The following is a 22,442-nucleotide window of genomic DNA, read 5'->3' on the forward strand; positions in this document are numbered from 1 at the left end:
ATTAATTGCATAAAAGATGAAAAATAAAATACATTTTACTCTGATTCTTATTGTAGTATTCCTTAGCAGCCTTTCTGCACAAATCCAAACCAATTACGACACTTTATCTGTTGGTAAAATAAAACAGATTATTTCTTATAAAGGAAACCAAAACGCTCCTCTTATTCTTTTTTTACATGGAGGTCCGGGCAGTTCCAGAATGAATCAGGGAGAAAAATTCAGCAATAAACTTCAAGACCATTTTTTAGTTGTGCAGTGGGATCAAAGAGATGCCGGAAAAACTCTGGCTTTAAACAAATCGTCGGTTCCAATCACTCTCGAATTAATGGAAAATGATACTTACGAATTGGTAAAGCTTCTTTTAAAAAAATTCAATAAAAAGAAAATCTATCTTGTGGGCGAATCCTGGGGAACTGTTTTAGGGTTCTATATGGCCGAAAAATATCCTGAATTGTTAAATGCATATATTGCATTCAGCCCGGTAATTGATCAGTCAAAAAGCGAGATGATACTGCTGGAAAAACTGAAAGCCGATGCAAAAGAAAAAGGAAATACAACCGCACAAAAAGAATTAAATACTGTTAAAATTCCTTTTGAAAACTCCAACCAAATCTATTATTCACGAAAGTGGATGTTTAATTATGACGGACAGCCTTTTCCTGATAAAGATACAACTGCAGTAAAACAATATCTTAAAGCCTGGTCTGATACATGGATGCCAACATGGAATAAAGCTATAAAGCAGAATCTCTTTAAACAACTCCCTTCGGTTAAATGCCCTGTGTATTTCTTTATTGGGAAAAAAGATCTTCAGACCAATTTTACTATTGCCGAGAAATATTTTGAAAGCCTGAAAGCACCTAAGAAAAAAATATTTTTATTTGAAGATGCCGGACATTCTGTTTTAACCGAAAAACCAGAAGAAGTTCAAAAAATAATTATTGAACAAATTTTAAATGCTGGCTGATAACCCGTTTAAAAAATTCCCATATTTTCTGGTTTTATAGTAAATCCAAGACGTATCATGCTTTTGTGTTCCTGATAATCAATTAAACTTTCTGTATATCCTACAAACCATTGCAAGGTGAGATAATAATTTTCATCTTTATAAGGTCTCCAGTTCAATTGTGTTTGTAAAGAACCGTAATTGATAAGACCGCTTCCTTTTCTAAAAAGAACATCTGCACTCCATCTTCCGGGCTGTATCTGGTAAGTTGCGCTTGCTTCGCCGTAGCCTACATATTTTGTAAGTCCGGGATTGTCTTCTTTGTCAACAAGCGGAATCCATCCTCTAAGTCCAACAGTCCAACGCGGCGAAACCTGAGATTTTAACGAAAAAGCAAGCATATTCCAGGTTCTGGAGTAAATAGAATCTCTTCCGTTTGATTCGTGTTCTAATGAAATGGTTCCATACGTCAGCCTTCCTCCTTTTAAATAAAACGGACGGACAATTGCTACTCCGGGATTAAAGTTAATTTCTGAAAAGGGTTTTGAATTTGCATAAATATCCCAAAAAGCTTTTTGAGTATACATTAAATAAGGGAAAAAACCGCCCCACAAAGGTTTTGAGTTTAATCGGAGTTTAAAACTAACCTGATATTTGACATCGGCTGTGTTACGCGTAATATCTTCATCTAGAGGAATTCCAGTTAAAAAATAATTATCCTTATGGACAGAAAAACTATGTTCTTTGAGCAGCGAATCTGCTGCACGGAAATTTTTTTTATCTTCTACAATTTGTGAATTTGCTTTAATTGTTAATAAAACAACGCATGCTAGTATATATCTTAAGTACATTTTTATAATTTAAATTCAGGGCTTTTCTTAAGCTTTTATACTAATATACGGTATTTTTATGAATTTAAAAACTTCTGCTTATTTCATTTTTGCAAAGAAAATTTGAAACTCTGTACTTAATACTACTTTATTAAGACACTATATTAATGATTGAAAAGTGAAAAGCATATTGTAAATTTGAAATTAAACATTCATCTTTTTGGCAGCGAAATGAAAAATTCAATAACGGCAATTACATTATTTAAATAAGTTTTTTTCTTCACGAAAGTTGTTTTGGTCAGGCATCGAAAAAAACAAAATTTAAAGTTTTGGTTTTATATGAAAACGGCGGACATCATCTGGCTTTTTCTAAAGCAGCCAAACCCTGGCTGAACAAACTGGCAGCAGGAAACAATTTTACAATAGATTATATTGAAAATACGAAGACAATTAATGAATCTCTTTTAAACCAATACCGTCTTTTTATACAACTCGATTATCCGCCTTACACATGGAGTGAAGAATCTATGAAAGCTTTTCAAAAATATATAAATGATGGCAGAGGAGGCTGGATAGGTCTGCATCATGCAGCTTTATTAGGAGAATTTGATGGTTATCCTATCTGGAATTGGTTCTCTGATTTTATGGGCGGTATTCGATTCGTTAACTATATTCCTGATTTTGCTAGTGCAAAAGTTATTGTTGAAGATAAAGTACATCCTGTAATGAAAGGAGTTCCCGCTGATTTTCTGGTACAAAAAGAAGAATGGTATACTTATGACAAAAGTCCGCGCAAAAATGTTCACGTTTTAGCTTCTGTAGATGAGTCGACTTATCAGCCGGATTCAAAAATAAAAATGGGAGATCATCCTGTTGTTTGGACAAATGAGCATTTTGCATCCCGAAATGTTTATATTTTCATGGGACATTCTCCTGATTTATTTAATAATAAAGCCTACACTGCTCTTTTTAAAAATGCAATTTTATGGGCATCAAATAAAAAATAAGTCCGCCGTTTTATCTATTTTCAGAATATCTATTTGTTCATGAAACCTTATATTCGCAGAGAATTTAAACAAACAAAAAAGAAAAATGATCCAAAAGGTTAACGAAAAAGAATACAATGATCTAATTTCGGTTTGGGAATCTTCGGTTAAAGCAACACACCACTTTTTGACACTCGAAGATTTCAACTTTTACAAAGAACTTATTCCAACTTTTTTTAAAAGTGTTTCATTACATTGCATAAAAAACGAAAATCATACAATTATTGGTTTTATCGGCACTCACGAAGAAAGTTTAGAAATGCTTTTTGTAACAGCAGATGAAATTGGTAAAGGCATTGGAAAAAAACTTCTGCTGCATGCAATCGAAAATTTAGGCGTTACAAAAGTCGATGTAAACAAAGACAATACGCAAGCTGCGGCATTTTATAACCATTTCGGTTTTGAATTAAAATCTACTTCTGATGTTGACGGCTGCGGAAAACCTTACCCTATTCTGCATTTAGAATTAGCAAAATAACAGAAAATCCTGTTTTTTAATTGTTCTGTATCTTTTTATTGGCAGATTTTCTTTTCCAGTATAAAAGATACAGAACCCCCATGAACAAGACCAGAATATCTATTTTCATTATTTGAGGGATACGGGATATTTGATCGCTGTAGTAACTTCCTCCAAGTAAAGCCCCCAAACCAATTCCTAACTCCATAGAAATATACATTGTGGCTATGGCTTTTCCACGGTGCTGCGGATTACTCAAATCAATAGTCCATGCATTAATTGCAGGTGATAATATACCTGTACCCATTCCGTAAATAGCGGCCCCTGTTAAAAGTACTGTAATACTATTTCCGGTACTAATTACAAATAATGCAATAGAAGTAACAAGTAATCCTGCGAGTATAACATTTGTACGTCCGTGTCTGTCAGAAACTTTTCCAGCACCAAATCGTACTAAAACTGAAGCAATCGTAAAGGCAGTAAAAAACACTCCTTTATTTTCTGCTCCCAGATGTTCGCTCCAATCCGGAATTAAAGTAAGTATTAAACCATAAGCCGTATAAGAAAAAAAAGTAATAACTCCGGCAGGAAGTGCTCCAATATCAATAATATCCTTTCTTCCAATATAAAACATCGATTTATGAAGTTTTTCTTTTGTGGCCAAAGTTTCTTTCATATTCATTACAATAACAATAGACAAAAAAGCAAGAAACGAAGAACTGTAAAACATTACATCAATTCCATACGCATTTACAACCATTCCGCCCAGCGCAGGGCCTAAAGCTCCGCCAATACTAAAACACAAACCATGCATTCCTAAAGCTTCGCCCCAGCGTTCCTGCGGAATAATATCTGCAACATAAGCAGAAGTTGCTGTCGGCTTAAATCCAGTTGAAAAACCATGAACCAAACGCAAAAACAAAAATCCTGAAACTGAACTCAATATTGGATACAAGAAACCGCAAATCAAACATACAACAGACCCAACAGCCATTACAGGAACACGCCCCCATTTATCTGTAAGCTTACCGCTAAAAGGCCTTGATATAGCAGCCGTAAGTGTAAAAAGCGAAATAATAAACCCTTTGTATTCTGCTCCGCCCAAACTCGTTAAATAACTTGGAAGCTCCGGAATAATCATATTAAAACTCGACGAGAACAAAAGAGAACTCATGCAAAGTAAAATGAACTGAAGAGTATAAATTGATTTATTTTTAGGATGCATTATTAAATTATTAAAGTAGTATCTACAAAGAGAAAAATTTAAGTCTGCAAATATAGGCTTCTATTTAGATAAAACTTCTGCAAATTTATCTATTACTACTATACTTTAATAATTGTATATTAAAAATATCGTTTAAAAAACAGCTGAAATTTTTACTGCTAAGCTTTTATAATCTGTGCATTTTTTTCACGAGATTCAAAAAATTCATATGCTCTTTTCTCTGCATAAGAATACATAGAATCGCGAAGCGGAAAGGCACAATGTCCGCCATATTTTGGAGTTTCCAGATAAACATATTCACTGTCTTGTGCAATAGCCCTTGGATAACATCTTTCGCCTAAAAAAGGATCATCAAGAGAATTAATAATTAAAACCGGAGTGGTAATGTTTTTAAGAGAAAATTCGGGAGAAACACGCTGGTAATAATCCTCACGACTTGCAAAACCATGCAGAGGCGCTGTAAAGTAATGATCAACTTCGTCAAAAGATGAAATTTTGTCAATTTGATCTCGATTTATAAAATCCGGAAACTGAGCTGCTTTATATTTCAGTTTTCTTTTTATATCAATTGTAAAATTCTTTAAATATACCCTGTTAAAACCTTGTTTGAGTACTGCGGCACTTGTTGCAATATGTGTAGGCACAGAAATAGAAACTCCTGCTTTTATACGCTTATCAATTTTAGTCCAGCCAAAATAATTCAAAAGCTGAACACCTCCCATTGAATAACCAATCAAATAAACATCTTCAAATCCTTTTCGCAAAACAAACTGAACGACTTCGTCTAAATCATCAACTGCACCATGATGATAAAGTCTTGGCAGGCGGTTCATTTCTCCTCCACAAGTGCGGTTGTTCCAGGCAAAAACAGAAAACTCTTTCTGTAGAAAATAAGCTGCACAGCTGTTATTATAAGTTCTACGGGAATCTCCTTCTAAACCATGACATAAAATAACTGCTTTTTTCGAATCGTTTAAAACAAAATCAATGTTGATAAAATCTCCATCATTGAGCTCATGTTTCTCTCTTGTATATTCCGGAACTTCAAATTTTTTAAACAAAGCGGCATAAATAGTTGAGACATGCCTGTTGCGATGAATAATAGAAGGGAAATTATATTCTGACTGTTCGATTAGCGGCATAACAAAAAGTTTTACGGTGCGCACTACAAATCTAAGAAATCAATCAATATGTAATTTAAAACTGTCTTTTTATTTCTTTTGAAAAACAAAAAAGCCACTCGATTGAGTGGCTTCTTGTGATCGCAGAAGGATTCGAACCTTCGACCGCCTGCTTAGAAGGCAGGTGCTCTATCCAGCTGAGCTATGCGACCAATATTTCAAAATGTCGGGGTGGCAGGATTCGAACCTGCGGCCTCCTGCTCCCAAAGCAGGCGCGATAACCGGGCTACGCTACACCCCGAGGCAAAATTTAAGCGGAGAGACAGGGACTCGAACCCTGGCGACGGTTACCCGTCGACAGATTAGCAATCTGCTCCATTACCGCTCTGGCACCTCTCCTTGCTAGTGGAATTGCTTCCGTTTTGCGAGTGCAAATGTATAACAACATTCCTTTTCTCACAAGCTTTTTTTTGAGTTTTTTTAGTTTTTTTTCATCTTTTTTCAAAACCTCTTCACAATCAAACGAATAGAATTAACAAAAATTTCACCTTAAATTTAAAATTCACCTATTCAATACAAAATTTGAATTTATTCAAATAAACAGTAAATTTGCTTACTAACTATTATTAAACAGAAAATGAACAAAAGAGTTGTTATCGTTTCTGCCGTTAGAACACCTATCGGAAGTTTCATGGGCGGGTTATCTAGTGTACCTGCACCAAAATTAGGAGCTGCTGCCATAAAAGGAGCGCTTTCAAAAATTAATCTTGACCCAAAATTAGTCGATGAAGTTTTCATGGGGAATGTAATTCAGGCCGGAGTTGGACAAGCTCCAGCGCGTCAGGCTGCATTATTTGCCGGATTATCTGAAGAAGTTGCTGCCACAACAGTAAACAAAGTATGTGCATCCGGAATGAAAGCTGTAATGTTTGCTGCTCAGGCAATCGCATGCGGTGACGCTGAAATTGTAGTTGCGGGCGGAATGGAAAGCATGAGCTTGATTCCTCATTACGTACAAATGCGTGCCGGAAACAAATTTGGTCCTGCAACTATGCTTGACGGAATGCAGAAAGACGGTTTAACAGATGCTTACGACAACAACGCAATGGGAGTTTGCGCTGATTTATGTGCATCTGAATACAAAATCAGCCGTGAAGAGCAAGACGCATTCGCAATTCAATCGTATGAAAGAAGTGCAAAAGCCTGGGATGCCGGAAAATTCGACAATGAAGTTGTGCCAGTTGAAGTACCTCAGAGACGCGGCGAACCTATTATATTTTCAAAAGATGAAGAATATACTAATGTAAAATTAGATAAAATTCCATCTTTAGCCCCAGTTTTCACAAAAGACGGAACTGTAACTGCTGCAAATGCTTCAACAATTAACGACGGAGCTGCTGCTTTAGTTTTAATGTCTGAAGAAAAAGCAAATGCATTAGGTTTAAAACCTTTAGCTTATATAAAAGGCTACGCAGATGCTGCACAAGAACCAAAATGGTTTACAACAAGTCCGGCAAAAGCATTACCAAAAGCTTTAGACAAAGCAGGAATTTCAATCTCAGATGTTGATTATTTCGAATTCAATGAAGCTTTCTCTGTAGTTGGATTAGCTAATGCTAAAATATTAAACCTTGATAACGATAAAGTAAACGTAAACGGTGGTGCTGTTTCATTAGGACATCCGCTTGGAGCTTCCGGAGCACGTATTATTGTAACTTTACTAAATGTTTTAGAACAAAACAATGCAAAAACCGGAGCTGCTGCAATTTGCAACGGCGGTGGCGGCGCATCGGCAATTGTTATCGAAAGAGCTTAAAACAATATCATAAAAAATCAGGAGTTATACATATAACTCCTGATTTTCAACTAATACTTTCCCTTAAATGTTTGGAATTTGTAATCTAGCCATAGTACCCGTTCGAGCTGAAGCCAGCGACAGAAGTGAAATTGTTACACAGCTCTTGTTTGGCGAGCATATCGAAATTTTAGAACGTCATAATCAATGGGCGCGAATCAGAATTCAATATGATGACTACGAAGGCTGGGTAGATTCTAAGCAATATCAGGTAATTTCAAAAGAACAGTTCGATTTGTTGAGCAAAGAAGCCATTATTCTAAATGCTGATTTAATTGACTACATCACTGCACCAAACAACCTATTGCTTCCAATTCCGCTTGGAGCTTCTTTATCTTTTTTAAACAATAACGAAATCAATACTTCAAACTTTGATTTTGAAGGAACCAAAACCAGCGGCGTAAAACCTAAAAGCGCATTAATCAAAACTGCTTTTATGTATTTAAATGCTCCCTATTTATGGGGCGGAAAAACTCCTTTTGGCATTGATTGTTCAGGCTTTACCCAAATGGTTTATAAATTGAACGGTTATAAAATTCATCGTGATGCTTCTCAGCAGGCACTTGAAGGCGAAGCTTTAAGTTTTATCGAAGAAAGTGAAGTTGGCGATTTAGCCTTTTTTGATAACGACGAAGGCAATATCATTCATGTCGGCATCATTATGGAAAACAACTACATCATTCACGCAAGTGGAAAAGTCCGCATTGACCGCTTGGATCATTTAGGAATTTACAATCCTGAACTAAAAAAGCACACTCACAAACTGCGTGTTATCAAAAAAATCATATAAGCCTTTTCATTAACTCTAAAGCAATATACCTTGGCAAAGTTTTCATTATCTAAAACAGATTTCAGAATAAACGATACAATTGTTCAACTTCCAGCTGCTATAGATGTTTTAAAAAAAGCTTTGGGTGACTGCCGTTATATCAAAAAACAATACAATCATATTTATACCTGGGATGATCTAGGTATTATGGCTTTTTCTAAAGAAGGTAAACAGGCTGAAAGTCTCGCAATTGAATTTGAGGTTAGAGAATATGATTATTGCGCAAAAAGCATCTTTGCAGGAGAATTTATTTTTGACGGACAAGAATTATTTCAATACCACGAAGACAACAAAAATCAGCTTGTAAAGCTTTTTAAAGGAGACCGAAGCGGTGCCTTTATCCTTAACGGAATAAGCGTTTGGTTTGATAAAGAAGATGGCAAAATTACGTCTCTGAGCATTTCTGCTTCTGAAGAAAAAGAAAAGAAAATCAGCGCAGCTATTGACCCTGAATTCAAATTATTTGAGCCCCTATGGCAGGAATGGATTTCGGAAATCAATAAAATTGTTTCAACAAACAACGATTACTACAATCTTACAGAAGGAATTTCTGAAGAAGATATTCAAGAACACATTGAACTTGAAGATGATATAACTATACCGCCAGCTTTAATAAATTTTTATAAAGTTAAAAATGTAGATTACGACCCCGTAACGGCTGTTTTTCAGTTTGGAGTAAACAATTGGAGCTACGATTTAATTCCGTTTGAAGATATTGCCGAAGAATGGAATTCAATTCAAGATTTGCAATTTGACGAAGAAGACTTACCAGAACAAGAAATTGATTTCGAAAAAATACAAACCAATAATTATGCTAACCCAAAATGGATTCCGTTTGCTACAGGAAGAAATGGCGATTATTTGCTTTACGATACAGATCCCGCTTCAAAAGGAAAATTTGGACAGATTATAGAGCTCCAAAATGAATCTTGGGACAGAAACATCGTAGCTGATTCTTTAGAAGAATTAATCCAAAATGAAATCCGCAATCTAAGAGCCGGTAAAACTGAGCATTTTGATTTTATTATCGGAAAAGACAATTGTGAATAGAGAAAATAATCTATAATAAATTTGGATACGGATTCTCTAAACTAGATTTTCTCCATATACTAGCATCGGCTCTTTTTAAAGCATCCAGTAAATTAAAATCTTGACCTAATTTATCCTCAAGAAAATCAAGTTTGTATTCAACTTCATCTACACAAATTTTCTGTGAAGTTTCCTTTGCTAATAAATAAGCAGCTCTTTTTGCAACATACTCATTATAAGACGAAATTAAATAAATTAAAGAATTGTCTTTGTTCTGCTCTATAGTAAAACTTTCACCTTTTTTGACCCTGCTTGACATGTACAACTCAGTCCAATTTCTACTTGCTGGATTGTAACTATCTCCTTCAGAATCAACATTATGTCCACTGCCCCAAATAAAATCTATAAACAGGCGATAATCAGGAAGATTACTGTTTACAATTACATCTATTTTATATTTATCACCACTCATCGTTTAGAATGTTTTTTATTTCTAACAGAACAAAAACTAAGCACTCAATCGAATCGTCTTTCTAAACTCAGACGGACTATAGCCCTTTTGTTTTCTAAAAAACTTATTAAAGTGGCTTTCATCCGTAAAACCAAATTCATAAGCAATTTCATTAATTCGCTTATCACTAAATTGCAAACGATGTTCAATCAGTTTTGTTTTGTAATTACTGATATACTGTTGCATCGTTTCACTGGCATGTTTCTTAAAATAACGTCCTAAATACGTATTCGAAATCCCAAAATAATCGCTAATAGATTCCGCTTTAATCTTTTCAGGATAGTAAATATTATTCTGAATATATTGTAGTATATCCATCGCTTTGGCTTCCGTATTTATCGTTATTTGTTCCGGAAGATATTTCGCAATATTTCGCGCCACAATAATAATCAGCGTATTGACCAACTGCTGAATCAGTTCCTGATTGTAAACATCTTTATCCTGATGCTCACGACAGATTGCTTCAATCATTACTTTTACCAGACATTTATCAGGATCATTTTTAAGAATACAGCCCGGCTGATGATTGGCATTTTGAAGTATATATTCTAATCGCTGAATATTTTCATTCTGCAGACTCGAATTTTTCAAATAAATATCATTAAACCTCAAAAAGAAAAACTTCGTTTTGGTCTCAATTGTAAAATTATGGCAATCCTCTGGGGTTAATAAGAACAAATGCCCTGGATCGTATTCAAAAATATTCTTATTAATACACTGTCTTCCTGTTCCTTCCAAAATGTAAACCAGTTCGAAAAAATTATGACGATCTCCTACATCTGGATATTCATTCAGCGTTTCAAAAGAAACCGTAAAAGGTTCATATAAGTTTTCTTTTTTCATAATTCTATTTATTTGAAGATGCAAATATACCTAAAAAAGACAAATATATACCAAATAAGAATCATAAAAACAGTATAATTTTGCTTCATCAATTTTAAACACAAAAAATCACAATCATGGAATATAGAAAACTAGGCAGCTCAGAACTTGAATTATCAGCTATTACTTATGGTGCATTTGCTATTGGCGGAACCATGTGGGGCGGAACAGAAAAGAAAGATTCAATCGATTCTATCCACGCTTCAATCGATCATGGTGTTACAACAATCGATACCGCTCCTTTTTATGGATTTGGTTTAAGCGAAGAAATGATCGGAGAAGCTATTAAAAGTCAAGATCGTTCTAAAGTTCAGTTGCTTACAAAATTCGGTTTGGTTTGGGACGGAAGCAATAACGGAAAAGGAGATTTCTTTTTCGACGCAGACGATAACGGTAAAAAAGTTCCGATTTACAAATACTCATCAAAAGCAAACGTAATAAAAGAAATCGAAGAAAGTTTAAAACGCCTTCAAACCGATTATATCGATTTACTGCAAATTCACTGGCCAGACTCAACGACCCCAATTTCTGAAACTATGGAAGCTGTTGAAACTTTAATTCAGCAAGGAAAAATCAGAGCTTTTGGAGTAAGTAATTACAATATTGCACAAATTCAGGAAGCGCAAAAAACAATTCAAGTTGCTTCAAATCAAGTGGCGTATAGTATGCTAAACCGTGGAATCGAAGCAGATTTAATTCCGTTTACAGTGGCAGAAAACATCGGCATTATAGCTTACAGTCCAATGGAAAGAGGTTTATTGACTGGGAAATATTTCACAGACAGCAAATTAAAAGAAAACGACCATAGAAACGGTTATTTCGGAAAATTCGATTTGCAGCAGGTAAAAACCTTAATCGAAGAATTAAGCTCTTTAGCGCATTCAAAACACATTTCAATTTCACAATTGGTTTTACGCTGGACAACTTTACAAAAAGGAATTTCAATTGTTCTAGCAGGAGCAAGAAACGCAGAACAAGCCATTTCAAATGCCAAAACAATGGATTTCGATTTATCAGCTTCAGAATTGGAATTTATCAATCAGGCAATTGCTAAAATAAAATAATTCTCTTTTTAAACACATAGAAACATAGTTTTACTTTGTCTATAAAGGCGTTTCACTTACATACACACACATACCTATGTGTTAGAAACTAGTTTCTTTCCATTCCCTTTTCCAAGAAACAAAAACCTATGTTTCTATGTGTTTAAAAAAATCTCAAAATTAAATAATTAGAATTTGGGCGTGCCCCTCCGGGTCGGGCTTTCGACTATATTTTTTGCTCCATTTCATTACGCAAAAAGATACCGCCTCTATCCCTCACGCATCCATTTTCAAAAGAAACAACAGTAAAAATGAAAAAGATATTTATAATTAACGGCGGGCAAAAATTTGCTCATTCAGGAGGACAATTCAATAAAACCGTTCAGGATTGGACAGTTGAATTTCTTTCTAAAAACAATAATTACGAAATAAAAACAACTCACATTGAAGACGAAATAGATCTTCAAAAAGAAGTAGAAAAATTCGTTTGGGCAGATTTAATTATCTATCATACACCAGTTTGGTGGTTTCAAATTCCGAATCTTTTCAAAAAATATATCGATGACGTTTTTACACAAGGACACAACAACGGAATTTATAAAAGCGACGGAAGAAGCCGCGTAAATCCAGACATCAATTACGGAACCGGCGGACTTTTACACGGACGCAAATACATGCTTACTACAAGCTGGAATGCACCTGCAACAGCATTTACACTTCCGGGAGAATTCTTTGAAGAAACTTCTGTTGATGACGGCGTAATGTTTGGCTTCCACAAAATGAACAAATTTACCGGAATGGAACGCATAAACGGATTTCATTTTCATGATGTTGAAAAAGGTGCAACACCAGAAAATATTGTTATCTTTAAAGAACAGTACACCAAACATTTAGAAGAAACCTTTAAAACTTTATAATTATGATCTCAATCACTGCAATCATTAAAAGTAAAAAAGAAAATCTTATAGAAGTTCAAAATATGATTACACATCTGGTTACAGAAACCAGAAAAGAAGAAGCATGCATTCGCTACGATCTTCACACTACAGAGAATGTATTCATTATTTGGGAAGAATGGAAAGATCAAATAGGACTTGATTTACACAACAATCAGTCGTATTTAGTCGATTTCATTACAAAAAGCGAAGCTTTACTATCAGCTCCCGTTCAGGTTTATAAAACGGCACAAATTCTATAGTTTTTTCAGAGTTCTGAATTCTTTTCTGCATAGGTAATTCGAGAATTTGTAACTAAAAAATGTTACAGATATAACTTAATTATACAAAATAATTATTCAGAAAAAAGCTAAATTGCCTCGCATTCAGAAACATAAAAAAATATGAGTCATTATCATCTTGCCGAAATTAATATTGCAAAAATGAAAGGGGTAAACATCAACGACCCTATAATGAAAGAATTCGTAGACAATTTAGACACCGTAAATACTTTAGCCGAAGAAAGCGAAGGTTTTGTCTGGAGACTAAAAGATGACACTGATAATTACAACGCTACAAGCCTGAATCCGTACAATGACGAACAAATTATTATTAATGTATCGGTTTGGGAAAGTATCGAAACTTTAGAACACTATATGTACAAAACTTTTCACAGTGACTTTTTAAGACGCCGAAAAGAATGGTTCCAAAAATTCGGTAAAGCGCATACGGCTATGTGGTGGATTCCTAAAGGACATATCCCAACCATGGAAGAAGCCGTAGAAAAATTAGATTTCCTGCAAAAAAACGGCCCATCAGAATTAGTTTTCGATCTTCGAAACAAATATCCAATGCCGGTTAATGCATAGTTGTATAGCCACGAATCACGAATTTATTTAAAAATGTTTGCGTATAGATTTTAAAAAATACATTCGTGATTCGTGGCTAACAAAAAACTACTTTATTCCTCCAAAAGCTCCGAAACACATATTTTTATGCAATATTTCGACTTTTGAAAAACCAACTTTTTTCATCAAATCCAATTGATAATTCATCGATCTCGGAGAATCTTCTTTTTCGATATAATCCAAAACTTTCTGGCGATACTCTACTCCTCCTATTCCTTCTAAATATTCGCCATAACGCTGCCAGGTATAATCATTCAATAAATCTGTGTCTTGCGTGATTAAATCAGAAATCATCAAACAACCTCCGGGTTTCAATAATTTGAACAATTTTGCAAAAGTAGTTTCCCAATCCTGATCGTCTCTCAAATGATGCAAAACTGCACCCGCTAAAATAATATCAAAACTGTTTTCTTGTAAATCTACTTCTCTAATATCACCTTGTTTTACAACGACTTTTCCGTTTGTTGCTGCCGAAACTCTTTCAAAAGCTCTGTCTAACATTGGCAAACTCAAGTCGACCAAAGTGCAATTTAAATTTGGCACTTTAGATAACATTTTTAAAGTGTAATTTCCAGCACCACAGCCTACATCCAGCACGGTTGCAGCATTCGGAACAATACGTTTTGAAGCTTCGGTTATTAATTCTAAAGAAATAACAGCATCAATTGTGGCCACTTGTCCTGTTTCCAAATTTGAAAATCGTTCGACATCATTGTCAAATCTTTCCTTGATTTCTTCAATAGTTGATTTTTTCATGGTCTTTTGTTTTTTAATCTCTCGCAGATTTCGAGAATCTTTTTGCTATTATTGATTGGAAATATTATGGTTTACACGATTTTCTCTAAATTAATAATCTGCTATATCTGCGAGAGATTTATTTTTTGATTTTTCAAAACTATTCTTTTCATAAATACTTTAAAAATACTATTTTTATCAATTAATAATACTTTAAAAGTATCATGGAATTACGTCACCTAAAATATTTTCTGGCTGTAGCCGAAGAACTAAACTTTACCAAAGCATCAGAAAAACTGTTTATCTCACAGCCTCCATTGAGTCGGCAGATTGCTGAATTAGAAGAAGAACTTCAGGCAAAACTTTTCATCAGAAACAATAAAAAAGTAGAATTGACCGAAGCCGGGAAATATTTCGAAAAAGAAATAAAAGAAATTTTTCAGAATCTGGAACGTATTTCTATTAAAACAAAAAAGATCGCAGAAAACGTTTCGGGTGACTTTAGAATCGCTTATATAAGCTCAATATATTCTTCTATTATTTCAGATTTAATAAAACACCTCAAAGCACAATTTCCGTACGTAAATTTTAAACTTTTTGAAATTTCAACCACCAAACAAATCGATGCATTAGAACAAGGAAAAATAGAAATGGGAATTATTCGATCACCAATTCAGTCACCAAAAATAAAATCGCATCTGTGGTTTAAAGATGGTTTTTCATTGGTTTACAATAAAAAATCTGTTCAGATAAAATCAGAAAATGAAATTGCAAACCTAAAAGACGAAACATTTGTTTTCTTCAACAAAGATTATGCACCGCATTATCACGAAGTTTTATTAGAACTTTGTGCTTTTTATGGCTTTACACCGCAGATTATTCATGAAGCCAACAACATCAATTCCATCGTACAATTAGTCAAAAACGGATTAGGAATTTCGATTGTTCCTTCAAACGTTGCCAAAAACAATCAGGATCCTGAAATTGGTTTTATTGAACTGAAAAAAGTCAATTTAAAAACAGACGTTTCTATTATAACTCCAAAAGAAGATAATTCAGGAATCACTCGATCAGCTGTTGAGTTTTTGTTGAATAAAAATGGTTCACGCTAAGTTTTGTGGTGAAATTAATCGCGCAAAGACACAGAGGCGCAAAGCTTTTATTTATAAGTTGCCTCCAGCTTTAGCTGGATGGAAAAATAATTAAGTTCAAAAGGCTTTAGCCAAACAACTACTGATTTGGCTAAAGCCTTTTCTAATTCAACTTTTATACCTCCAGCTAAAGCTGGAGGCAATTCAATAAATCCTTTTAATCCTTAATCTGTGGCAAAAAACTTTGCGCCTTCGCGGCTTTGGGAGATTAATCATAAGAAACTTCGCGTCCTAGCGCCTTAGTGACCATAACAAAAAATCGTTACAATTTAGTACAGAAATCCACATTATAAAAAGAGAAGTTTTAAATATCTTAGCAAATTCAAATTCTACAATAAAATTTCAATAAAAATGGCTGAGCAATCTTCAATTCAGTGTCCAAACTGCGGAACTCCTATCGACGTAAATGATGTTTTAAAACATCAATTAGAAGACAGCATCCGTAAAGAATTTCAACAAAAAGCTACTATTCAAAATAAAGAATTAGAGCTTAAAAACGAACAATTGGATAAAGCCAAAGCCGAATTTGAAGCCAAAAAGAAACAAGAAAACGAACTTTTTGCCGAGCGTTTGGAACGTGAAAGAAAAATTGCGGAAAAAGAAATTTCGGAAAAGTTGAAAACAAAACTTGAAGAAGAAAACAAGGATCGTTTGCTTTTAATGGAAAAAGAACTCTCTGAAAAATCGGAAAAAATCAGAGAATTAAATAAAATGGAAGGTGAAATCGCCAAGTTACAGCGCGAAAAACTGGAAATGAAAGATGCCATTCAAGCCGAAGCCGAAAAGCAATTAAATGTGCAATTAACTTTGGAACGCGAAAAAATCAGAAAACAAGAAGACGATAAAAACGAATTGAAATTCAAAGAACTTCAGAAACAGCTAGAAGAACAAAAAAAACTGACTGAAGAAATGAAACGCAAGCAAGAACAAGGTTCTATGCAATTGCAAGGTGAAGTAATGGAATTAGCTATCGAAGAATGGCTGGCAAACAATTTCCCTCTTGACAGCATTGACGAAGTTAAAAAAGGGGCAAACGGCGCCGATTGTCTTCAAATTGTAAACACGCGTGAACATCAAAACTGCGGTACTATTTATTACGAAAGCAAAAGAACAAAAGCATTTCAGCCTTCTTGGATTGAGAAATTCAAAAATGATATCAGAACCAAACGAGCCAACATTGGAGTTTTGGTTACCGAAGTAATGCCAAACGGAATGGAACGAATGGGCATGCGCGACGGTATCTGGATTTGTACGTATGAAGAATTTAAAGGTTTAAGCGCTGTGTTGCGTCAATCTTTAATTCAGATCAATCAAGCGGTTCAGGCACAGGAAAACAAAGGCGATAAAATGTCAATGTTGTACGATTTCCTGACCAGCAACGAATTCCGTTTACAGATTGAAGGAATTGTAGAAGGTTTTACCCAAATGCAAAGTGACTTAGATTCTGAAAAAAGAGCCATGCAGAGAATCTGGAAACAACGCGAAAAACAAATTGAAAAAGTAGTTCACAATACTTTAGGAATGTACGGTTCGATTCGCGGTATTGCCGGAAATGCAGTTCAAAGTGTAAAAGCCTTAGAATTGGATTTTATTGAAGGGAATGACGAAGAGGAAGAAACTAAGGAACTAGAATAAATCCTTCGACTTCGCTCAGGAAGACAAACGAAATGTCAGGCTGAGCGAAGTTGAAGCTCTTATAAAAACTAATCCACCTTTTTAAAAACAGCCAATTTCCCTGAAGGATTAGACAAAATCAATTGATTATTTCCAATAGAATAAGTTGTTGTGCTTTGCAGTGCTTTTGTAAACTCACCTTCTTTATTTCCTTGTGGGCAAGCCATTAGAGTCGAAATTACCTTTGTAAATCTTAGCAAATCCTTTTCATAAAAAATAGAACCACTAATTGCATTACAGCCGCCATAGCCAGAAAATCTATTTTCGGTTGAATTAATTTCAATTCGTGGCATTTCTTTTTGAAAATCAGTGGCAAAAACTTTATAGCCATTCAATTCTTCCAAAACCCAAATATCATGAAGTCGGTAATCGGTAAGATATTTTCCGCATCCGCTGAGTTTTTTTGCTTCTAGTTCCGAATTATTTCTAATTTCAACTTTTACGCTGTAAGGCGAAATTGCACCAGACATTGAATCCTGACAATCCAGCTGCTGAATCGTAATCGCAGCCGAAGTCGTTTCATTACTTACTTTATACATTTTCACATTGGCATCCATAGCTCTAATCGCTTCAACGGCAGGAAAAGTTATTTTTTCTTTTCCTGGTATTAGTGATGTAAAGACAATTTCGTCATTCCCCATTTTGATTCCCCAAAACGGTTCGTTTCCTGTTCCTTTAAAATAATATTTTAAATCTTCTTCTGTCGAAGTTGTTGAATCTGTTCCTGCAGTTTCTTTATTCGCTGTCGTTTTACAGCCTATCATTAAAAATGATAATAACACTATTGAGAGTACTTTTTTCATGAGATTTTAGATTAAAAATGTTCTTCTTCGTAAAACACCTGTAAAATTCTTATGAATTTACGACATTTTTTTGAAACGTCTATTTAGAATCCTTTCAAATTTAAAAAAACCAAATCACTCAAAAATTACTTAAAACCCGCACTACGTAAAAGATTCTGATAAAATACGTAGTAATAAAAATTTCCATCTACTTAAAAAAATAAAAATTATTACGTATTTATATAAGTATAAATACTTATATTTGCGTAGTAATACTTAATTAAAGAAATCATGATTAAAGTAATAGTAGTTGGAAACGGCATGGTTGGTTATAAATTTTGCGAAAAATTCGTTGCAAAATCAGGACAAGAAAAGTATCAAATCACAGTATTTGGAGAAGAACCAAGACGCGCTTACGATCGCGTTCACTTAAGCGAGTACTTTGGAGGAAAAACGGCTGATGACTTATCACTTTCAACAAGCCAATGGTACGCAGAAAACAACATTATTCTAAATACATCTGAATTAATTACAGATATTAATCGTGATGCAAAAACTATTCATACACACTTAAACAAAACACATACGTACGATTACTTAGTTTTAGCAACAGGTTCTTCGGCTTTTGTACCACTAATTGAAGGTGTAGAAAAAGAAGGTGTTTTTGTCTACAGAACCATCGAAGATCTGGATGCTATTATGGCTTACGCGAAAAAAATAAAACAAAAAGGCGCAACTGAAGCTGCTGTTTTAGGTGGCGGTTTATTAGGATTAGAAGCAGCAAAAGCAGTTCGTGATTTAGGCTTAAATCCACATGTTGTGGAATTTGCTCCGCGTTTGATGCCGAGACAATTAGATCAAGGCGCAAGTGATATGCTTCAGTCAAAAATCGAAGAATTAAACATCGGAATTCATCTTAACAAAGCAACGCAATATATTGACGGAAAAGAAAGTATAACAGGAATGATGTTTGCAAACGACGAATTGTTAAAAGTAGACATGTTGGTTATATCTGCTGGAATTAAACCTCGCGACGAACTGGCCAGAGTTTCGGGACTTGAAGTTGGCGTACGAGGCGGAATTGTGGTAAACAATGAAATGCGAACATCAGATCCTTTTATTTTTGCTATTGGCGAAGCGGCGCTTTACAATCAAAACATTTACGGATTGGTTGCTCCAGGTTACGAAATGGCCGATGTTGCTGCTGAGCAAATCTTAAATGGGGATAAAACCATGAGAGAAACCATCGATATGTCGACTCAATTGAAATTAATTGGCGTTGAAGTAGCTAGTTTTGGCGATCCTTTTATTGAAAACAATGACGTTACTGCTATTATTTATGAAAACAAATTAAGCGGCGTTTATAAAAGAATCAACGTTACAAAAGATTCTAAAAAACTGTTAGGCGGAATTTTAGTTGGAGATTCCAGCGATTACAATTCGCTTTTCCAGATTTATATCAATGAAATGGCATTACCTAAAAATCCTGAAGATTTGATTTTAGGCTCTCGCGATGGTTCTGAAGGTTCAAGTTTAGGAAGCGTAATGGATTTGCCAGACACAGCCGTGATTTGTTCTTGCGAAAACGTAACGAAAGGCTCTATTTGCTGTAAAATTCTAGATGAATCTTGTGCTACTTTTTCAGATGTCGTTAAAGCAACAAAAGCAACTTCTGGATGCGGCGGCTGTAAACCAATGGTTTCAGATTTGATAAAAGCGACTCAAAAATCACTTGGAAAAGAAGTAAAAGAAGTTATCTGCGAACATTTCAATTATAATCGTCAGGAATTATTCGATTTGGTAAAAATCAATAAATACGAGAATTTCTACGATGTTTTAGATCATCACGGAAAAGGTGACGGATGCGAAGTTTGCAAACCAGTTGTTGCTTCAATTTTCTCTAGTATTTATAATGATACGGCAAATAAACACGTAACTACTCAAGATACAAACGACAGATTTTTAGCAAACATTCAACGAAACGGAACGTATTCTGTTGTTCCAAGAGTTGCCGGAGGAGAAATTACAGCCGAAAAATTAATTATAATTGGTGAAGTGGCAAAACAATTCGATTTGTATACCAAAATTACGGGAGCGCAAAGAGTAGATTTATTCGGAGCGCATTTAAGTGACTTGCCTAAAATCTGGAAAATCCTAATAGACAATGGTTTTGAAAGCGGACACGCCTACGGAAAATCACTTCGTGCCGTAAAAAGCTGTGTCGGAAATGCTTGGTGCCGTTACGGAATGGACGACAGCGCCGGATTTGCCATCGAACTAGAAAATAGATATAAAGGAATCCGTTCTCCACATAAACTAAAAGGCGGTGTTTCGGCCTGCATTCGCGAATGCGCAGAAGCCCGAGGAAAAGATTTTGGATTAATTGCCGTTGAAGGCGGATGGAACTTATACATTGCAGGAAATGGCGGTGCAAACCCAAAACATGCCGTTTTATTAGCAGAGAAAATCGACAAGGAAACGGTTATTAAATACATGGACAGATTTTTAATGTATTACATCCGCACTGCTGGCCCGCTAATCCGAACTTCAACTTGGTTAGAAAAACTAGACGGCGGTTTAGAATACTTAAAAGAAGTTATAATCGAAGACAGCCTAGGAATCTGCGAAACGCTTGAAGCCGAAATGCAGACTTTAGTAAACACTTTCGAATGCGAATGGAAACAAGTTCTGGAAAAACCAAGATTATTAAAACGTTTCAATCACTTTATAAACTCCGACGAAAAAGACGACAATGCAGTTTTTGTACCGTTAAGAGATCAAAAAATGCCTAAAGCTTGGTCGTAAACTTAAAACATAAATTTTTAAACACATAGGGACATAGATTTTAAAAACTTAATAAAGGCGTTTCACTTGCATAAATACACATATCTATGTGTTAGAAACTAGTTTCTTTAATTTTCTTTTTCTCAAACAAAAAACAAAAAAATCTATGTTTCTATGTGTTTAAAATAAAATCCCCAGATTAAAGGATTAAAAAGATTAAAAAAAAATCGCCTAAATCTGCCAAATCTGCGGGAAAAAAAATAGCTCCAAAAAAAGAAAAAAAATCATTAAACGTTTGCTGTCCTTCTTACCCTCTTTTTTACTGCGCCATCATAACTCTCATGATTGTAAAAAGAGGGCTAAGAAACAGGAAATCAAAATTCAATCAAAATGGAAGAAATCTTAAATCAATACGAAACGGTTCATGCGAGTGATGCTACAATTTGGTTCAAAGCAGGTAAAGTAGAAGATTTTCCAACCAACCGAGGCGGATGCATTAAATACAAAAACAAACAAATTGCCATTTTTAATTTCACGCGCCGCAACGAATGGTACGCCTGCCAAAACGCCTGCCCGCACAAAATGGAAATGGTGCTTTCAAGAGGAATGACTGGATCTGCCGATGATATTCCGAAAATTGCTTGTCCGATGCATAAAAAGACTTTCTCATTAGTTGACGGTTCAAATTTAAACGGCGAAGAATACAGCATTGCCACTTATCCTATTAAGATTGTCGAAGATGAAGTTTTTGTTGGCTTTGTAGATTAATTTATAGCCACAGATTACACAGATTAAAAGGATTTTTTCTTCGCCACGAATTTCACAAATTACACTAATTTAATTTGTGGAGATTCGTGAAATTCGTGGCGAAAAAAAATAAACCCCAAATTAAATCCAAAAAATCCTTTAATCTGTGGCAAAAAAACAAAAACAATAATTCGTGCTAATTCGTGAAATTCGTGGCGAAAAAAAAATAAACACCAAGTTAAATCCAAAAAATCCTTTAATCTGTGGCAAAAAACAAAAACAATAATTCGTGCTAATTCGTGAAATTCGTGGCGAAAAAAAACTTAATTCCGTATCTTTGAAATTCTATTATCAAACCAAAAAATGACTACACCTTTTCAAAAAGCAAGCGAATGGATTGATGCTGAAAACGCTCAGGATCCAAACATAGAATTAGACCAAAACAAAGAATATCCAAAAGAATTATTGTATTCAAACAGGATGTACGAAAGACTGATGCAATTTGAACCCAATGCATCCGAAGAAATCCAGATCGCTTCAAAAGCACAGCACATCTGCCGATGGAAAGTTGCTCGCGAATCGTATCCAATGGATCGTATTGGTTATTTGAAATGGAGAGAAGAACTTAAAAAATTTCACGCAAAAACCACTGCCGAAATTCTAGCAAAAGCAGGTTACGATCAAACTTTTATCGATCGTGTTTCTTTTTTAATTGAAAAAAAACTGCTTAAAAAAGATGCCGAAACGCAATTATTAGAAGATGTAATTTGTTTGGTGTTCTTAGAATATCACTTAGAACCTTTTGTTCACAAACACGATGAAGAAAAACTGAAAAATATCATCAAGAAAACCTGGGATAAAATGTCCGACAAAGGTCACGAGGAAGCTTTAAAAATCACTTATTCTGAAGAAAATTTAAACTTAATAAAAGCTTCTTTAGGATTGTAAAAAA

At 34.7% G+C, this 22,442-nt stretch carries 23 protein-coding genes and 3 tRNA genes; 15 read left to right on the forward strand and 11 right to left on the reverse strand.

Features of this window, described 5'->3' with window-relative positions:
• Positions 1-16: 16 nt before the first annotated feature.
• Positions 17-967 (forward strand): alpha/beta fold hydrolase, encoded by a 951-nt coding sequence (locus tag PQ462_RS16670; protein WP_274250843.1) that lies wholly within the window; start codon positions 17-19, stop codon positions 965-967.
• An 8-nt stretch (positions 968-975) separates the two neighbouring features.
• Here the strand turns inward: PQ462_RS16670 and PQ462_RS16675 are convergent, their stop codons facing one another.
• Positions 976-1,797: a phospholipase A gene (locus tag PQ462_RS16675; RefSeq protein ID WP_274250844.1), complete on the reverse strand. Its 822-nt coding sequence runs from the start codon at positions 1,795-1,797 to the stop codon at positions 976-978.
• Positions 1,798-2,105: 308 nt separating this feature from the next.
• Between PQ462_RS16675 and PQ462_RS16680 the strand changes: the two genes are divergently transcribed.
• Together PQ462_RS16680 and PQ462_RS16685 are read left to right on the forward strand one after the other, a co-directional pair.
• Positions 2,106-2,783, forward strand: coding sequence for a ThuA domain-containing protein (locus PQ462_RS16680; RefSeq protein WP_274250846.1), 678 nt, complete (start codon positions 2,106-2,108; stop codon positions 2,781-2,783).
• A gap of 85 nt (positions 2,784-2,868) precedes the next feature.
• On the forward strand, positions 2,869-3,300 hold the full coding sequence (locus PQ462_RS16685) for a GNAT family N-acetyltransferase (protein WP_274250847.1): 432 nt from the start codon (positions 2,869-2,871) through the stop codon (positions 3,298-3,300).
• 16 nt (positions 3,301-3,316) lie between these two features.
• Here PQ462_RS16685 and PQ462_RS16690 read toward each other — a convergent pair whose 3' ends face one another.
• From PQ462_RS16690 to PQ462_RS16710, 5 genes are all read right to left on the reverse strand, one after another.
• Positions 3,317-4,504: an MFS transporter gene (locus PQ462_RS16690; protein ID WP_274250848.1), complete on the reverse strand. Its 1,188-nt coding sequence runs from the start codon at positions 4,502-4,504 to the stop codon at positions 3,317-3,319.
• Positions 4,505-4,662: 158 nt separating this feature from the next.
• On the reverse strand, positions 4,663-5,646 hold the full coding sequence (locus PQ462_RS16695; RefSeq protein WP_274250849.1) for a YheT family hydrolase: 984 nt from the start codon (positions 5,644-5,646) through the stop codon (positions 4,663-4,665).
• Positions 5,647-5,763: 117 nt separating this feature from the next.
• A tRNA-Arg gene (locus PQ462_RS16700) sits at positions 5,764-5,837 on the reverse strand.
• A 14-nt stretch (positions 5,838-5,851) separates the two neighbouring features.
• Positions 5,852-5,926 (reverse strand) — tRNA-Pro (locus tag PQ462_RS16705).
• Positions 5,927-5,940: 14 nt separating this feature from the next.
• A tRNA-Ser gene (locus PQ462_RS16710) sits at positions 5,941-6,024 on the reverse strand.
• 238 nt (positions 6,025-6,262) lie between these two features.
• Here PQ462_RS16710 and PQ462_RS16715 point away from each other — a divergent pair.
• The 3 genes from PQ462_RS16715 to PQ462_RS16725 all read left to right on the forward strand — a co-directional run bounded on the left by PQ462_RS16715 (position 6,263) and on the right by PQ462_RS16725 (position 9,359).
• The gene (locus PQ462_RS16715) at positions 6,263-7,441 is read left to right on the forward strand and encodes an acetyl-CoA C-acyltransferase (RefSeq protein WP_073408441.1); all 1,179 of its coding nucleotides are present in this window, start codon (positions 6,263-6,265) and stop codon (positions 7,439-7,441) included.
• Between the two features lie 67 nt (positions 7,442-7,508).
• Positions 7,509-8,270 (forward strand): C40 family peptidase, encoded by a 762-nt coding sequence (locus tag PQ462_RS16720; protein ID WP_012026578.1) that lies wholly within the window; start codon positions 7,509-7,511, stop codon positions 8,268-8,270.
• Positions 8,271-8,300: 30 nt separating this feature from the next.
• Complete coding sequence (locus tag PQ462_RS16725; protein WP_274250850.1) at positions 8,301-9,359, forward strand: SMI1/KNR4 family protein; 1,059 nt, start codon at positions 8,301-8,303, stop codon at positions 9,357-9,359.
• Positions 9,360-9,369: 10 nt separating this feature from the next.
• Here the strand turns inward: PQ462_RS16725 and PQ462_RS16730 are convergent, their stop codons facing one another.
• Positions 9,370-9,810, reverse strand: coding sequence for a hypothetical protein (locus PQ462_RS16730; protein ID WP_274250851.1), 441 nt, complete (start codon positions 9,808-9,810; stop codon positions 9,370-9,372).
• A 36-nt stretch (positions 9,811-9,846) separates the two neighbouring features.
• Positions 9,847-10,692 (reverse strand): AraC family transcriptional regulator, encoded by an 846-nt coding sequence (locus PQ462_RS16735; protein ID WP_274250852.1) that lies wholly within the window; start codon positions 10,690-10,692, stop codon positions 9,847-9,849.
• Between the two features lie 116 nt (positions 10,693-10,808).
• Here PQ462_RS16735 and PQ462_RS16740 point away from each other — a divergent pair, with 116 nt between their 5' ends.
• From PQ462_RS16740 to PQ462_RS16755, 4 genes are all read left to right on the forward strand, one after another.
• Positions 10,809-11,795, forward strand: a complete 987-nt coding sequence (locus tag PQ462_RS16740; RefSeq protein ID WP_274250853.1) for an aldo/keto reductase — start codon at positions 10,809-10,811, stop codon at positions 11,793-11,795.
• 290 nt (positions 11,796-12,085) lie between these two features.
• Positions 12,086-12,691 (forward strand): NAD(P)H-dependent oxidoreductase, encoded by a 606-nt coding sequence (locus PQ462_RS16745; protein ID WP_012026582.1) that lies wholly within the window; start codon positions 12,086-12,088, stop codon positions 12,689-12,691.
• A 2-nt stretch (positions 12,692-12,693) separates the two neighbouring features.
• Positions 12,694-12,972, forward strand: coding sequence for a putative quinol monooxygenase (locus PQ462_RS16750; RefSeq protein ID WP_012026583.1), 279 nt, complete (start codon positions 12,694-12,696; stop codon positions 12,970-12,972).
• Between the two features lie 141 nt (positions 12,973-13,113).
• Positions 13,114-13,578, forward strand: coding sequence for a DUF3291 domain-containing protein (locus PQ462_RS16755; RefSeq protein ID WP_274250854.1), 465 nt, complete (start codon positions 13,114-13,116; stop codon positions 13,576-13,578).
• Positions 13,579-13,665: 87 nt separating this feature from the next.
• On the opposite strand, the gene PQ462_RS16760 is transcribed toward PQ462_RS16755, so the two are convergent.
• Positions 13,666-14,373, reverse strand: coding sequence for a class I SAM-dependent methyltransferase (locus PQ462_RS16760; RefSeq protein WP_274250855.1), 708 nt, complete (start codon positions 14,371-14,373; stop codon positions 13,666-13,668).
• A gap of 203 nt (positions 14,374-14,576) precedes the next feature.
• Between PQ462_RS16760 and PQ462_RS16765 the strand changes: the two genes are divergently transcribed.
• A complete protein-coding gene (locus tag PQ462_RS16765) occupies positions 14,577-15,464 on the forward strand; it encodes a LysR family transcriptional regulator (RefSeq protein ID WP_274250856.1) in 888 nt (295 codons plus the stop codon).
• A gap of 47 nt (positions 15,465-15,511) precedes the next feature.
• On the opposite strand, the gene PQ462_RS16770 is transcribed toward PQ462_RS16765, so the two are convergent.
• Entirely contained in the window at positions 15,512-15,646 is a 135-nt protein-coding gene (locus PQ462_RS16770; RefSeq protein WP_274250857.1) for a hypothetical protein, read from the reverse strand.
• Positions 15,647-15,854: 208 nt separating this feature from the next.
• On the opposite strand from PQ462_RS16770, the gene PQ462_RS16775 reads away from it, so the two are divergent.
• Positions 15,855-17,138, forward strand: coding sequence for a DUF2130 domain-containing protein (locus PQ462_RS16775; protein WP_274250858.1), 1,284 nt, complete (start codon positions 15,855-15,857; stop codon positions 17,136-17,138).
• Between the two features lie 68 nt (positions 17,139-17,206).
• On the opposite strand, the gene PQ462_RS16780 is transcribed toward PQ462_RS16775, so the two are convergent.
• On the reverse strand, positions 17,207-17,980 hold the full coding sequence (locus PQ462_RS16780) for an META domain-containing protein (protein WP_274250859.1): 774 nt from the start codon (positions 17,978-17,980) through the stop codon (positions 17,207-17,209).
• A gap of 270 nt (positions 17,981-18,250) precedes the next feature.
• On the opposite strand from PQ462_RS16780, the gene nirB reads away from it, so the two are divergent.
• The 3 genes from nirB to PQ462_RS16795 all read left to right on the forward strand — a co-directional run bounded on the left by nirB (position 18,251) and on the right by PQ462_RS16795 (position 22,438).
• Positions 18,251-20,764 (forward strand): nitrite reductase large subunit NirB, encoded by a 2,514-nt coding sequence (gene nirB / locus PQ462_RS16785; RefSeq protein WP_274250860.1) that lies wholly within the window; start codon positions 18,251-18,253, stop codon positions 20,762-20,764.
• 369 nt (positions 20,765-21,133) lie between these two features.
• Positions 21,134-21,511: a nitrite reductase small subunit NirD gene (nirD, locus tag PQ462_RS16790; protein ID WP_008468748.1), complete on the forward strand. Its 378-nt coding sequence runs from the start codon at positions 21,134-21,136 to the stop codon at positions 21,509-21,511.
• A 342-nt stretch (positions 21,512-21,853) separates the two neighbouring features.
• The gene (locus PQ462_RS16795; RefSeq protein ID WP_274250861.1) at positions 21,854-22,438 is read left to right on the forward strand and encodes a DUF4202 domain-containing protein; all 585 of its coding nucleotides are present in this window, start codon (positions 21,854-21,856) and stop codon (positions 22,436-22,438) included.
• The last annotated feature ends 4 nt before the right edge of the window (positions 22,439-22,442 follow it).

Origin of the sequence: Flavobacterium sp. KACC 22758, from assembly GCF_028736135.1 — a bacterium.
GTDB lineage: Bacteria > Bacteroidota > Bacteroidia > Flavobacteriales > Flavobacteriaceae > Flavobacterium > Flavobacterium johnsoniae.